The organism is Serratia ureilytica (genome assembly GCF_017309605.1).
GTDB classification, from domain to species: domain Bacteria; phylum Pseudomonadota; class Gammaproteobacteria; order Enterobacterales; family Enterobacteriaceae; genus Serratia; species Serratia ureilytica.
Window position 1 is genome coordinate 3,950,860 of record NZ_CP071320.1, and the last position, 12,961, is coordinate 3,963,820.

A 12,961-nucleotide genomic window follows, 5' to 3' on the forward strand; every position below is an offset into this window, starting at 1 on the left:
CATCCCCATCACTTAACTGAGTTCGCGGTTACAGTGCCGATTCGTCGGTTTCGCCGGTGCGAATACGGATCACGCGTTGCAATTCGGCAACGAAAATTTTGCCGTCGCCGATTTTGCCGGTGTAGGCGGCTTTGCTAATCACATCAACCACTTCATCCAACTGATCGTCAGCGATGGCAATGTCAATTTTGACCTTGGGCAGGAAGTTGACGTTATATTCGGCACCGCGATACAGCTCGGCGTGCCCCTTCTGGCGGCCAAAGCCCTTCACTTCGGTTACGGTCAACCCCTGAATGCCCACGGAGGACAGAGCCTCGCGCACGTCCTCCAGCTTGAACGGTTTGATTACCACGGTCACCAGCTTCATATTGCCCCTCCACGAATTAAACCCAAACTCACCCCTGGTACGCGTCATATGTAGCAAGGCCTGTGCCAGATTTGATTTTGCATGACGATTCAGCGGATTAGCGGGAACGCGGGCACCATCAGACCGCGGCGCCATACCGATACCCTGAATTGATTAAATATCGCGCACTGATTTGGTGCGCATCGCGTCGAAAAAGTGCAGAAAGGGGGCATGGCGCAGGCGGGTTGCCTGCTTGTGGTGCGTGGGAAAAAAAGAAGGGCCGCGATCGCGGCCCATGCTCAGGCGGGTTGGCTCTCTTCGCGCACCGCTTCCGCCAGCTGCTCGCCCGCCAGCTGCAGCTGGTACATCTGGTAGTAGCGCCCCTGCTGCGCCAGCAGCTGCTGATGGTTGCCCTGCTCTACCGCCTGGCCGCGATGCAGCACCAGGATGGAATCGGCATCGACGATGGTCGACAGCCGGTGGGCGATCACCACCAGCGTGGTGTGCTCGCGGATCGCTCGCAGCGCGCGCTGGATCGCCTGTTCGGTGCCCGAGTCGATATTGGCGGTCGCCTCGTCGAGGATCAGGATCTGCGGCGCCTGCACCAAGACCCGCGCCATCGCCAGCAGCTGTTTCTGTCCGACGGACAGGTTATTGCCCTGCTCTCCCAGCCGGGTGTGAATACCCTGCGGGAAGCCGCGCACCAGACTCGCCAGCTGCACCGTTTCCAGCGCCTGCCACACGGCGTCTTCCTCGATGTTGCGGCCCAACGTAACGTTGGCCAGCACCGAATCGGCGATCACCACCGGATCCTGCTGCACCATCGCCACGCCCTGGCGCAGCGTGCGGTGCGACAGGCTGGAGATCGGGCGGCCATCGAGACGCACTTCCCCCTCGCTGACCGGGTAATAGCCCATCAGCAGGTTGGCCAAGGTGCTCTTGCCGCTGCCGGTATGCCCGACCAGCGCCACGAAGCCGCGCGAAGGCACCGCCAGCGAAATGTGCTGCAGCACCTTTTTGTCCGCGCGGTAAGAGAAGCTCAGATCGGTGATGTCGATGCGGCCACCGGCCAGCGGACGATCGTCGGCGCCGTAACTCTGCTGGCTGCGATCCATCAGCTCGAAAATGCGTTCACCGGCCACCACCGCCTGCTGCAGGATCGACTGCTGCGACGTGAGCTCGATCAGCGGTTCGTTCAGGCGCCCCAGGTAGTTGATGAAGGCATAGAGCACGCCGACGCCAATCACCCCCTCGCCGCTGAAGCCGAACAGCATCAGCAGCCCGCACAGCACCAGCGCCGAAAACAGGCTGAGCAGCGGCCGCAGCAGAAAACCGTCGAGCCGCAGGGTCTGCATGCGCGCCAGATAGTGCGACTGACTGGCGGCGCTCATGCGTTCACCGAAGCGCACCTGCTGGCGGAACTGCTGAATCACGCCCATGCCGTTGATCACTTCGTTGAAACCGTCGTTGATGTCCGCCAGATAGCTGCGCACCCGGCGCACGATCGGCGTGCTGTAGTATTGATAGATGCCCATCACCACAAACACCGCCGGGAAGATGCAGACCGCCACCAGCGCCATGCGCCAGTCGAGGCTGAACATCGCCACCAGCATGGCACCGATCAGCGCGGCGCTTTTCAGCACCGTGGAGACCACCATCACGTACAGATCCTTGATCACCTCGGTGTCGTTGGTGACGCGCGAGATCAATTGCCCGACCGGCTGCGTGTCGAAGGCGCTGAGCGGCTGGCGCAGCGCGGCGTCCATCACGTCGGTGCGCAGCCGCTGGACCACCCCCACCGCCGCCTGGTTGAACAGCAGCGCCTGGAAGTAGTGCAGCGCCGCCGCCAGCAGCTCCAGCAGGATGTAAGCCGCCGCCAGCCCGCCGACAATCATCAGCGGCAGTTGCCCTTTGGCGACGTAATTATCGATAAAATAGCTGACCAGGATCGGCCCGGCGACTTCCGCCGCCGCCGCCACCCACAGCATCAGCACCGCCACCCCCAGCGGTTTGCGGTACGGCGAGCCGTAGGCCAGTAGCCGCTTCAGCGTCGGCCACAGCTTTTGCACTTTATTCATCGGCCAACGCCTCCTCACCGTTTTCCGGCGCTTCGTCCAGCGCCGCTTCCAGCTGCTGATAACGGTACATATCGCGATACCAGCCCGGCTGCGCCGCCAGCGCCGCCGGATCGCCGCGCTGCGCCACGCCGCCGTGCTGCATCACCAGGATTTCGCTGGCTTCGGTCAATGCCGACAGCCGGTGCGCGCTGATGATCACCGTGCGATCTTGCCCCCAGCTGCGCAGGTTGTGCAGGATCTGGTGCTCGGTACGGCCGTCCACCGCCGACAACGCATCGTCGAGGATCAGGATCTCCGCATCCAGCAGCAACGCGCGCGCGATGGAGATGCGCTGTTTCTGGCCGCCCGACAGCATCACGCCGCGTTCGCCCACTTCGGTGTCATAGCCCTGCGGCAGCCGCAGAATGTCCTCATGGACGCTGGCCAGCCGCGCCGCCTGTTCAATCTGCGCCTGCGTCGCCCCCGGCTGGCCCAGCGCGATGTTGTTCGCCACGGTATCGGAGAACAGGAACGGCGTCTGGCTCACCACCGACAGCCGCGAACGCCAGTCGTCGAGCCTGACCTGCGGAAGCGGCAGGCCGTGATAGCGGATCTGCCCTTGGTCGACGTCGAACTGACGCTGGATCAGCGACAGTAATGTCGACTTACCGGCCCCGGTCGGCCCGCACAGCCCCAGCATCTGCCCCGGCTTCAACGTCAGCGCCAGGTCATGCAGCGCCGGGTGCGGGTTTTCCGGGTAGTGGAACGCGCGGATATCCACCTCCAGCACGCCGCGCCCGGCCGGCAACGCCTGCGGGCCGTCCTGCACCGCCGGCGCCTCGTTGAGCAGGCTGCGGATACGGCTGTAGGCCGCGCTGCCGCGCTCGACGATGTTGAACATCCAGGCCAGCGCCAGCATCGGCCAGATCATCAGGCCGAGGTACATCACAAAGCTGGTCAGTTGCCCGAGCGTCAGCGAACCGTTCACCACCATCCAGCTGCCGCCGCCGATGGCCAGCAGGTTAGAGGCGCCGATGGCGATATAAATGGTCGGATCGAAGCGCGCATCCACCCGCGCCACGTGCATGTTCTTGGCGCCGGTCTGCGCCGCGACGTCGGCGAAGCGGTTGGATTGGTGATCCTCCAACCCGAAGGCCTTGATCATGCGGATGCTGGTCATGCTTTCCTGCGCCTGATCGTTGAGGCTGGAAAACGCCGCCTGCGCCGATTTAAAGCGCTGGTGCAGCTGATCGCCGTAATATTTGATGGCGATCGCCATCAGCGGCATCGGGATTAACGCCAACACCGTCAGCTGCCAGCTGATTTGGGTGCTCATCACCACCAGCACCACCAACCCCATCACCAGCGAATCCACCAGCGTCAGCACGCCTTCACCGGCGGCGAACACCACGCGATCCACGTCGTTGGTGGCGCGCGCCATCAGATCGCCGGTGCGGTGGCGCAGGTAGAACGCCGGGTTCTGCCGACTGAGCTGACGGTAAAAGTTTTCGCGCAGCTCGACCGCCAGTTGGTAGGAAGCGCCGAACAGCAGCACCCGCCACACATAGCGCAGCAGGTAAACGACGATCGCGGTGCCGATCATCAGCCCGAGCCAGGCCAACAGCACGCCGGTAGACATCTGTTTTTCGGTGACGCCGTCCACGATGATGCCGACCAGTTTAGGCGGCAGCAGTTGCAGGATGGCGATGACGATAAGCAATACCACCGCGCCCAGGTAGCGGCGCCACTCCCGGCGGAAGTACCAGCCGATTTGTGCAAATAATCTCACGCAGTTTGATTCCAGGGTTTTATGAGGTTTGTCTCTTTTTCCGCTTCAACGGAGCAGGATACCACCGTTGAGCCGCCCGTCCGGTGAACTTTTCACTCCGGCACCGGCAGCGCGGTGGTGTACTTGATTTTTTCCATGGCAAAGCTCGAGGTGACGTCGATAAGGCCCGGCACGCCGTTCACCAGGCGCTTGTAAAAACCGTCGTAGCTTTTCATGTCCGCCACTTCGACCTGCATCAGGTAGTCGTACTCTCCCGCCATACGGTAGAACGCCAGCACCTCGGGCATCTGGCTGGTCAGCTGCACAAACGCCTGATACCACTCGCTGCTGTGCTGCTGGGTCTTGATCAGCACGAACGCCGTCAGCCCCAGGCCAAGCTTTTCGTTATCCAACAAGGCCACCCGGCCGCGGATATAGCCTTCGTCTTCCAGACGCTTCAGGCGCTTCCAGCACGGCGTAGAGGTCAAATTAACCGCATCGGCCAGCGCCTGCAGCGACTGGGTGCAATCTTGCTGCAGCATGCACAGCAGCTTACGGTCTGTTTTATCTAACATAGCGGCCACCTGGAGAAAAATTTTCTCCCATTAAGCGATTAAACAGGGAAAATGGCAATCCTTTTTTCCCGCCGACAGGCTATGCTACGCCATAAATCAGCCCCCTATTCTGAGGCCAAATCATGACAAACTCTTGGGTAAAATATGCTATCGGTGAAATAGAAGCGGATTTTCAGCGCTCCGCCGATACGCACCTGATTCGCCTGAACCTGCCGGCGTTTCCCGGCATCTGCCTGTATCTGAAGGATGAGAGCACCCACCCGACCGGCAGCCTGAAACACCGTCTGGCGCGCTCGCTGTTCCTTTATGGCCTGTGCAACGGCTGGATCACCGAGAACACCACCATCATCGAGGCCTCTTCCGGCAGCACGGCGGTGTCCGAAGCCTACTTCGCGCGGCTGATCGGTCTGCCGTTCATCGCGGTGATGCCGTCCTGCACCGCACGCCGCAAGGTGGAACAGATCGCCTTTTACGGCGGCCGCTGTCACTTCGTCGATCACGCCGCCCAGATCTACGCCGCCTCCGAACAGCTGGCGAAAGAGCTGAACGGCCACTATATGGATCAGTTCACTTACGCCGAACGCGCCACCGACTGGCGCGGCAACAACAACATCGCCGACAGCATCTTCCGCCAGATGGCGCGCGAACCCTTCCCGGTGCCGAAACACATCGTGATGAGCGCCGGCACCGGCGGCACCTCCGCCACGCTGGGGCGTTATATCCGCTATCAGGGGCACGACACCCAATTGACGGTGGTCGATCCGGAAAACTCGGTGTTCTATGACTGCTTCCACCACGGCGATCGCACCCTGATCGGCAGCTGCGGCAGCCGTATCGAAGGCATCGGCCGCCCGCGCGCCGAGCCGTCGTTCATCCCGTCGGTGGTCGACAACATGCTGCGGGTGCCGGATGCCGCCAGCATCGCCACCATTCACTGGCTGGAAGGCGTGCTCGGCCGCAAGGTCGGCGCCTCCACCGGCACCAACGTCTGGGGTGCGCTGCAGCTGGCGAAACAGATGCGGGAAAACGGCGAGCAAGGGTCGATCGTCACCCTGCTGTGCGACAGCGGCGAGCGTTACCTGGATACCTATTACAACCCGGAATGGGTCAGCAACAACATCGGCGATCTGCAGCCGTATCTGGCGCAGCTGGCAAATTTGTAACGCCAGGCTTCGGGTAAAAAAAAGCCGGGTAGTCATACCCGGCCGGCTGTAAGGAGAACCTCATTCTTCGGGGGAATAGGTGAGGCAAGGTGAACGCAGCCAATGTTGTAAATAGTGGGCCACCGCCTGTTGTTGGCAATGGCCGATAACAGGCAGCTGCGGCAGCAGGGATTTCAGCTGCGGCAGGGCGTTCCCCATCACCACGCCGTGTCCCACCGCCCCCAGCATCTCTTTGTCGTTCATCGCGTCGCCGAACGCCATGCAGTCGGCCATCGTCAGCCCCAGATGGCGACTCAGTCGGTCCAGCGCCGTGCCTTTGTTGCAACCGAGCGGCAGCACCTCCAGGCAGTCGTAGGCGGAAAAGCATAGGTCTGCCTCACCGCCCAGCTGCGCCCGCAGCTGTACCTGCAATGCCAGCAACTCCTCGTGCGGCGCGACAAAACACACCTTGCTGTTGCCGAACGCCGGCAGGCGGCGCACGTCGGCCAGCTGAAAACGAAAACCGCTCAGGTGATGCGCCCGCAGCATCTCTTCCGGCACGGGGAATTCGGTCAGCCAACCTTCGTCGCGGAACACGTGCATACTGGCGCGGGTGCGCCAATGATGATGCAGCACCTCTTCGGCGACCGCCGCCGGCAGATCGGTGGCGTGCAGCTGTTGGCCACGGTTGTCATACACCCGCGTGCCGTTGCCGGTGATCAGATAGCCCTGCAGCCCCAGCTGCGCCATGATCGGTTGCGCATCAAGGTAGTGCCGCCCGGTGGCGAACGTCACCACCATCTCCCGCTCCACCAGCTGGTTCAGCACCGCCAGCGTTTCCGGGCCAACCCGGTGATCCGGCATCAACAGCGTGCCGTCCATATCGAAAGCCGCCAGGCGATACATAAAGACCTCATGAATGTGAACGCGATTACAATCAGTGCAGTATGGGATGGTATTTGCGGAAGTAATAGTGAACAATTTGGGAAAACTGTTCCGGATTTCTGCTCATGCGCCTGGTTCACCGTCTCAGCCAATATCAACGCCTGTATCAACAGCTCGGCAACGCGACGGTCGCCGTGACCATCGGCGAGCTGGCGGCAATATTCTACTGCAGCGAACGCCATGCCCGCACGCTGGTGCAGCAGCTGCAGGATCAGGGCTGGCTGAGCTGGCATTCGCAGCCCGGCCGCGGCAAACGCGCCAGCCTGCATTGCCTGAAAACCCCGGATGAGCTGCGCGCGCAGCTGTTGCAGCAGCTGTTGCAACAGGGCAATCATCAGGGGGCGCTGGAGATGGCGCAGCTCGATCCGCAACACCTGCAGGATCTGCTCAGCCCGCACCTCGGCGGGCAATGGCAGGCCGGCAGCCCGACGCTGCGCATTCCCTATTACCGTACGCTGGAGGCGCTCGATCCGCTCACGCTGACCGGCCGCGCCGAGCAACATCTGGTGTCGACCCTGCACGCCGGGCTGACGCGCCTGATGACCGGTAACCCGGAGCCGCAGCCCGATCTGGCGCACCACTGGCAGATAAGCGATGGCGGCCTGCGCTGGCGGTTCTTTTTGCGTAGCCAGCTGCGCTGGCACAACGGCGAACCGTTGACCGGCCAGCAACTGCTGCAAACGCTGGAAAAACTGCTGGGCCATCCGCGCAGCCAACCCAGCCTGAGCAGCGTCGCGAACGTCAGCCTGCCGCATCCGCTGTGCATTCAGTTCGACCTGCACCTGCCGGACTATTGGCTGGCACACCGGCTGGCGGAGCTGCCTTGTCTGATGACGCACCCCGAACTGCCGGCCATCGGCGCCGGCCCATTTAAACTGGCGTTGAATGAACCGCAGTTGGTGAGGCTGGAACAGCATGCCGGTTACCATCTGCAGCATCCGTATCTGGACACCATCGAATACTGGATCACGCCCGATCTGCCCATCACCGGCGCCGACGCCAGCTGCCGGCATCCGGTGCGCATCACCATCGGTCAGCAAGACGATTTGGCGCAGGCCCGGCCGGTGCAGCGCAGCATGAGCCTGGGCTGGTGTTATCTGGCGCTGAACCTGCGCCACGGCGTGCTGAGCGAAGCCCAGGGGCAAAAGCTGCTGATGCTGATCCAGCAGTCCGGCCTGCTCAGCCATCTGCCGATCCCCAACAGCGTGATCACCCCCAGCCATGAAATGCTGCCCGGCTGGCGCATCCCCAGCCAACGGATTGAAGAAGATGTCCCGCTGCCCGCTCGGCTAACATTGCTGTATCGGCCGCCGGTCGAGCTGGAAACGGTGACGGTCGCGCTACAGCGGCTGCTCGCGCAGCACGGCTGCGAGCTGGAAGTGCGTTACTACGCCGGCAAGCGCTGGCAAAGCGAGGTGCAAATCGCCCAGGCCGACCTGCTGCTGGCAGACAACCTGATCGGCGAGGCGCCTGAGGCGACGCTGGAGAGCTGGCTGCGGCAGGATTCGCTGTGGCGCGGTATCCTGACGGCAAGCCGCTGGCAGCAGCAGCAGGAGACGCTGCGGGAGATCCAACAGCTGCAGGCGCAGCCACTGCGCTTCGAACGGCTGCAGGCCTATTATCAACAGCTGATGGCCGCCGCCATCATCACGCCGCTGTTCCACTACCAGTATCAGATCAGCGCGCCGCCGCGTATGCATGGCGTGACGCTGACCGCCCATGGCTGGTTCGATTTTTGCCAGGCGTGGCTGCCGCCGCCGGTGGATGACGCACCGACCGGAGCCGAACCGCCCTGCGCCTGACGGCCCTTTCTGCTACTATTGTCGCCGCAACGCAATTTTTATCCTGCCGCCCGAATGTGTATCGGGAATGGCCAAAGCCCAAAAAGGTGATTTTATGAAGCGCGCGGTTGTCGTTTTCAGCGGTGGACAAGACTCCACGACCTGCTTGATCCAGGCATTGCAACAGTATGACGAAGTTCACTGCGTCACGTTCGATTACGGCCAGCGCCATCGCGCCGAAATTGAAGTGGCTCAGGAGCTGTCGGAGGCCCTCGGCGCCAAGGCGCACAAGGTGCTGGACGTGACGTTGCTCAATGAGCTGGCCATCAGCAGCCTGACTCGCGACAATATTCCGGTTCCCGCCTACGATCCCAACCATAAAAACGCGCTGCCGAGCACCTTCGTGCCGGGCCGCAACATCCTGTTCCTGACGCTGGCGGCGATCTACGCCTACCAGGTGGAAGCGGAGGCGGTGATCACCGGCGTGTGTGAAACCGACTTCTCCGGCTACCCGGATTGCCGCGACGAGTTCGTCAAAGCGCTGAACCAGGCGGTGGTGTTGGGCATCGCCCGCGATATCCGCTTCGAAACGCCGTTGATGTGGCTGAACAAGGCCGAAACCTGGGCGCTGGCGGACTATTACCAGCAGCTGGATCGGGTGCGTCAGGATACGCTGACCTGCTACAACGGCATCAAGGGTGACGGCTGCGGCGAATGCGCCGCCTGCAACCTGCGCGCCAATGGCCTGACGCAGTATCGCGCCAACCAGGCGGAAGTGATGGCGGCGTTGAAACAGAAGGCCGGTCTGGCCTGAGGCAGCGACGGCGGCAGCCGCCGCCGGTGAGCTGACTGCGAATGTTATTTGGGCGTGAGCGCTTCCAGGTGCTCGCGCAATTCCCCTTCAATCGGCAGCGCCCGCTGCGTTTTCAGATCGACGCACACGAAAGTCAGCAGCGCGTCGGCCACCGGCGTCCCCGCCGGATCCTGCGTCACCTTCTGGCTCAGTACCCCGCTTTTGCCGTTGAGCTGCACCATCTGGCTGTCGATGCGCAGTTTATCCCCCAATACCGCCGGGCTGCGGTAATTGATATTGATGTTCACCACGATGAAAGCGATGTTGTTTTCCGTCATCCAGCGGAACCCTGCCTCGTTTTCCAGCCACTCCCAGCGCGCCTCCTCCAGAAACTCCAGATAGCGGGCATTGTTAACGTGCTGGTAGACATCAAGGTGATAACCGCGAACTTTGATAAAGGTTTGCATAGGGAACGATCGCTCCTGCCTGGTGATTACAGAAAGAGGGAGCCGCGTGGGCTCCCTCGCCCGTTTGGTCAACGCGCCAAACTGGTAAGACCTGTAAAATGTAGCAGAGTCGCCATTGCCTCAGCGGCATTTTGCCGCGCAGCCGCGACCGGGATCACATTTTCAGCCGAGTGCGGTTCTTCTCGAACAGCGCCGGTCCGATGCCCGGCACCTCCTGCAGTTGCTCAACCTGGGTGAATGGCCCGTTCTGTTCGCGATAGCGCACAATGCCTTCCGCCTTCTTCAGACCGACACCGCTCAAAGCCGCTGCGAGCTGTTCGGCGGTGGCCTGATTGATGCTGACCGCCGTCTCTTCGGCCGCCTTGGTCATCGCCTGTTGCCCGCCATTGCTCGTCGGGGTTGAGAGCATCGGCGCCGGCGCATCGGCTTTATCCGCCGCGGCGGCCGGCACCGCCAGGCATAACAACAGCGCGGCCAGCGCGGCTTTAACGTGATGACGGTAACCTGATAACGTTTTTTTCTCTGTATGTTGCATGCTGTATCCTCCTTGTGTGTGACAGCACGGCTACCTTGCCGCGGCGGCAGATATTCAGCAATCGGCGGATATCAGATGTGGAAAAGGCCGCGAAAGCGGCCTTTGTTTGTTGCACTGCGTTGCAGAAAAATGCGGCGATTACTGCGGCTGTTGCTCAGCGGCGCCCATTTTAATTTTGGCTTCTTTACGCAGGCTCGCCAGCAGCGAATCGAAGGAAACGCCGGTCGCGCCCTCTTCCATCTTGCCGACGAAGGTTTTCATTTCGTCTTCCGGCAGCGTGCCTGGCTTCACCGCATCGAGTGCGATCAGCACCACGTTGTCCTGGCGATCCTGCGACATGCCGTACACCGGTTTGCCGTCCTGCGGGTGCGGCAGCGCGAACACGCTCTCCACCAGCTGGCTGTCTTCCGGCGCGCGCGCCATCTTCTGCACGGCACCAAAGCTCAGGCCGGCGGCTTTCATCGCCTCGTCGCCCTTGCCCTGCTTCAGCTCAACCAGCAGCTTCTCACCCTGCAGTTTCGCTTCTTGCACCGCCTTGTTGCGCTTCACCAGATCCGCCACGCGGTCTTTTACCTGGTCGAACGGCTCGATGCCTTCCGGCTTGTGGCCGCTCACGCGCACCACGAAGGCGCGGTCGCCGTCTACGGTGATCACGTCGGAGTTACTGCCCGGCGCGCCGTTCTCGCCGATCAGCGAACCGTCGAAGATCGCCTGCACCACCGGCTTGAAGTTCAGCGCCGCAGGGATGTTGTCGCGGGTGAACCAGTCGGTTTGCGCCGCTTTCACGCCGGCTGCTTCTTCAGCCGAGGCCAGGGATTCGTTGTCGCTGGTTGCCGCTTCGCTCACCTTCTGCTGCAGCGCGTAATACGCATCTACAGCTTTCTCCTGCTTCACCTGCTTGGCGATAGCGTCATGCACTTCGCTCAGCGGCTTCAGTTTCTCTGGTTCGATGTCGTTCAAACGCACGATCAGGTAGCCGACGGAAGATTTCACCACGCCGGACAGCTGCCCTTTTTCAGTCAGGTTAGCCTGCTTCAGCTCGTCGGCGGTGGTTTCCGGCTCCAGCCAACCCAGTTCGCCGCCGGTACGGCGTGAAATGATGTCGGTGGATTTCTCTTTCGCCAGCGTGGCGAAATCGGCGCCCTTCTTCAGCTCATCCAGCGCCGCATTGGCTTCCGCCTCGGTTTTCAGCTGGATCACGCTGTAGTTTTTACGCTCCGGCTGGCCGTAGCTGCTCTTGTGCTGGTCGTAGTAAGCGCTGATGTCCTCTTCGCTCACTTTCACCTTGTCCTGCATGGACGCGGCGTCCAGCGGGATATAGCTCACCTTCACCTGCTCCGGGGCGATGAAGCTGTTCTTGTTCTGATCGTAATACGCCTTCAGTTCGTCGTCGCCGGCGCTCTGTTTCGCCTGCAGCGCCTTCAGATCGATAGTCGCCAGACGCACGTCGCGCTCCTGCAGCACCAACGCCGCCATGGCTAGTGATTCGGACGGCAGCACGAAGCCGGATTCGCCGAAGGCCTGGATCAGCTGCTGATTGACCAGCTGCTGACGCATCGACTGCGCGAAGTTGTCGGCGGTGTAGCCCATACGGCCGATCAGGTCGAGGTACTTGGCGTTATCGAACTGGCCGTTGGTTTGGAAATAAGGCGCCTTGCGGATGGCGTCCTTGATCTGATCGTCGCTGACCGCCAGGCCCAGCTTCTTGGCGTATTGGTCGAGCAGCATGTTGTCGATCAACTGGGACAACACCTGACGGCGCATCTGCTGCATGTAGCCTTCGTTGCCGGCCAGCGCAGAGAACTGGTCACCCAGCTGCTGCTGCATGCGGCTACGCTCGCTTTGGAAAGCCTGTTCCAGCTGAGCGCGTTCGATCGTCTGACCATTTACTTTCGCAGCATAATCGCCGGAGCCGCCGATCAGGTAGTTACCCACCCCGGTCAGGACGAATGACAGGATGATCAGGGCCAGGATGATTTTGAGCACGACGTGATTGGCAGCCGCGCGTAAATTGTCCATCATAGTGTGACAACACTCCGCTGTGATGTGGATTAACAACCCTTGTGCAGGCGCGTTCCCTGCGACAAAAATAAAAAAAGCGCATCAGTCCGATGCGCCTTGTATCTTACCTTACCAGCACCGCTGCGTCAGGTGATTGTTTATTACAAAACCCTGTTACGCTAAACGGTTAGACGCCAAATCAGTTTACAGCGTCTTTCAGCGCTTTCCCTGCACGGAAGGCCGGCACTTTGGCTGCCGCGATCTTGATTTCTTTACCGGTTTGCGGGTTACGGCCGGTACGAGCCGAACGTTCACGCACGGTGAAGGAACCGAAACCAACCAGAGCCACGTCATCCCCAGCTTTCAGAGAGTCGGTAACGGAAGCGATTACTGCGTCTAAAGCACGTCCAGCTGCCGCTTTGGAAATATCAGCACCTGCGGCAATCTTGTCGATCAGTTGTGACTTATTCACTCTATCATCCCCTCTAGAATTCTATCGTCGCACCGAAAAATCCCTACGGTTGCGACAGCGCAGCTGTTATATCAATCCC

Annotated in this window: 12 protein-coding genes; 3 read left to right on the plus strand and 9 right to left on the minus strand. The window is 61.3% G+C overall.

Features of this window, described 5'->3' with window-relative positions:
• Positions 1-28: 28 nt before the first annotated feature.
• The 4 genes from glnK to J0X03_RS18680 form a co-directional block, all read right to left on the minus strand.
• Positions 29-367 (minus strand): P-II family nitrogen regulator, encoded by a 339-nt coding sequence (glnK, locus tag J0X03_RS18665; RefSeq protein WP_004940327.1) that lies wholly within the window; start codon positions 365-367, stop codon positions 29-31.
• Between the two features lie 278 nt (positions 368-645).
• Complete coding sequence (gene smdB / locus J0X03_RS18670; protein ID WP_160204024.1) at positions 646-2,424, minus strand: multidrug efflux ABC transporter permease/ATP-binding subunit SmdB; 1,779 nt, start codon at positions 2,422-2,424, stop codon at positions 646-648.
• Positions 2,417-4,192, minus strand: a complete 1,776-nt coding sequence (smdA, locus tag J0X03_RS18675) for a multidrug efflux ABC transporter permease/ATP-binding subunit SmdA (RefSeq protein ID WP_046688360.1) — start codon at positions 4,190-4,192, stop codon at positions 2,417-2,419. The genes smdB and smdA overlap by 8 nt, the downstream gene beginning before the upstream one ends.
• A gap of 92 nt (positions 4,193-4,284) precedes the next feature.
• On the minus strand, positions 4,285-4,746 hold the full coding sequence (locus J0X03_RS18680) for an Lrp/AsnC family transcriptional regulator (RefSeq protein ID WP_004940330.1): 462 nt from the start codon (positions 4,744-4,746) through the stop codon (positions 4,285-4,287).
• Between the two features lie 122 nt (positions 4,747-4,868).
• Between J0X03_RS18680 and J0X03_RS18685 the strand changes: the two genes are divergently transcribed.
• Positions 4,869-5,909: a PLP-dependent cysteine synthase family protein gene (locus J0X03_RS18685; RefSeq protein WP_046688359.1), complete on the plus strand. Its 1,041-nt coding sequence runs from the start codon at positions 4,869-4,871 to the stop codon at positions 5,907-5,909.
• Between the two features lie 60 nt (positions 5,910-5,969).
• Here J0X03_RS18685 and cof read toward each other — a convergent pair whose 3' ends face one another.
• Positions 5,970-6,794 (minus strand): HMP-PP phosphatase, encoded by an 825-nt coding sequence (cof, locus tag J0X03_RS18690; protein WP_069100182.1) that lies wholly within the window; start codon positions 6,792-6,794, stop codon positions 5,970-5,972.
• Positions 6,795-6,898: 104 nt separating this feature from the next.
• Between cof and J0X03_RS18695 the strand changes: the two genes are divergently transcribed.
• Positions 6,899-8,635, plus strand: coding sequence for an SgrR family transcriptional regulator (locus J0X03_RS18695; RefSeq protein WP_160204022.1), 1,737 nt, complete (start codon positions 6,899-6,901; stop codon positions 8,633-8,635).
• 94 nt (positions 8,636-8,729) lie between these two features.
• Positions 8,730-9,428 (plus strand): 7-cyano-7-deazaguanine synthase QueC, encoded by a 699-nt coding sequence (gene queC, locus J0X03_RS18700; RefSeq protein WP_160204021.1) that lies wholly within the window; start codon positions 8,730-8,732, stop codon positions 9,426-9,428.
• Between the two features lie 44 nt (positions 9,429-9,472).
• Here the strand turns inward: queC and J0X03_RS18705 are convergent, their stop codons facing one another.
• From J0X03_RS18705 to hupB, 4 genes are all read right to left on the minus strand, one after another.
• The gene (locus J0X03_RS18705; protein WP_033642075.1) at positions 9,473-9,874 is read right to left on the minus strand and encodes an acyl-CoA thioesterase; all 402 of its coding nucleotides are present in this window, start codon (positions 9,872-9,874) and stop codon (positions 9,473-9,475) included.
• A 154-nt stretch (positions 9,875-10,028) separates the two neighbouring features.
• Positions 10,029-10,409 (minus strand): ComEA family DNA-binding protein, encoded by a 381-nt coding sequence (locus tag J0X03_RS18710; protein ID WP_033642074.1) that lies wholly within the window; start codon positions 10,407-10,409, stop codon positions 10,029-10,031.
• Between the two features lie 138 nt (positions 10,410-10,547).
• Positions 10,548-12,431: a peptidylprolyl isomerase gene (gene ppiD, locus J0X03_RS18715; RefSeq protein WP_046688356.1), complete on the minus strand. Its 1,884-nt coding sequence runs from the start codon at positions 12,429-12,431 to the stop codon at positions 10,548-10,550.
• 178 nt (positions 12,432-12,609) lie between these two features.
• Positions 12,610-12,882, minus strand: coding sequence for a nucleoid-associated protein HU-beta (gene hupB / locus J0X03_RS18720; protein ID WP_004940351.1), 273 nt, complete (start codon positions 12,880-12,882; stop codon positions 12,610-12,612).
• Positions 12,883-12,961: the final 79 nt, after the last annotated feature.

Excerpts from the sequence above, each read along its gene's own strand:
- J0X03_RS18695 (WP_160204022.1), top strand. The coding sequence starts at position 6,899 with ATGCGCCTGGTTCACCGTCTCAGCCAATATCAACGCCTGTATCAACAG.
- J0X03_RS18705 (WP_033642075.1), bottom strand. The coding sequence starts at position 9,874 with ATGCAAACCTTTATCAAAGTTCGCGGTTATCACCTTGATGTCTACCAG.
- cof (WP_069100182.1), bottom strand. The coding sequence starts at position 6,794 with ATGTATCGCCTGGCGGCTTTCGATATGGACGGCACGCTGTTGATGCCG.
- J0X03_RS18710 (WP_033642074.1), bottom strand. The coding sequence starts at position 10,409 with ATGCAACATACAGAGAAAAAAACGTTATCAGGTTACCGTCATCACGTT.
- ppiD (WP_046688356.1), bottom strand. The coding sequence starts at position 12,431 with ATGATGGACAATTTACGCGCGGCTGCCAATCACGTCGTGCTCAAAATC.
- queC (WP_160204021.1), top strand. The coding sequence starts at position 8,730 with ATGAAGCGCGCGGTTGTCGTTTTCAGCGGTGGACAAGACTCCACGACC.
- J0X03_RS18685 (WP_046688359.1), top strand. The coding sequence starts at position 4,869 with ATGACAAACTCTTGGGTAAAATATGCTATCGGTGAAATAGAAGCGGAT.
- J0X03_RS18680 (WP_004940330.1), bottom strand. The coding sequence starts at position 4,746 with ATGTTAGATAAAACAGACCGTAAGCTGCTGTGCATGCTGCAGCAAGAT.
- smdB (WP_160204024.1), bottom strand. The coding sequence starts at position 2,424 with ATGAATAAAGTGCAAAAGCTGTGGCCGACGCTGAAGCGGCTACTGGCC.
- glnK (WP_004940327.1), bottom strand. The coding sequence starts at position 367 with ATGAAGCTGGTGACCGTGGTAATCAAACCGTTCAAGCTGGAGGACGTG.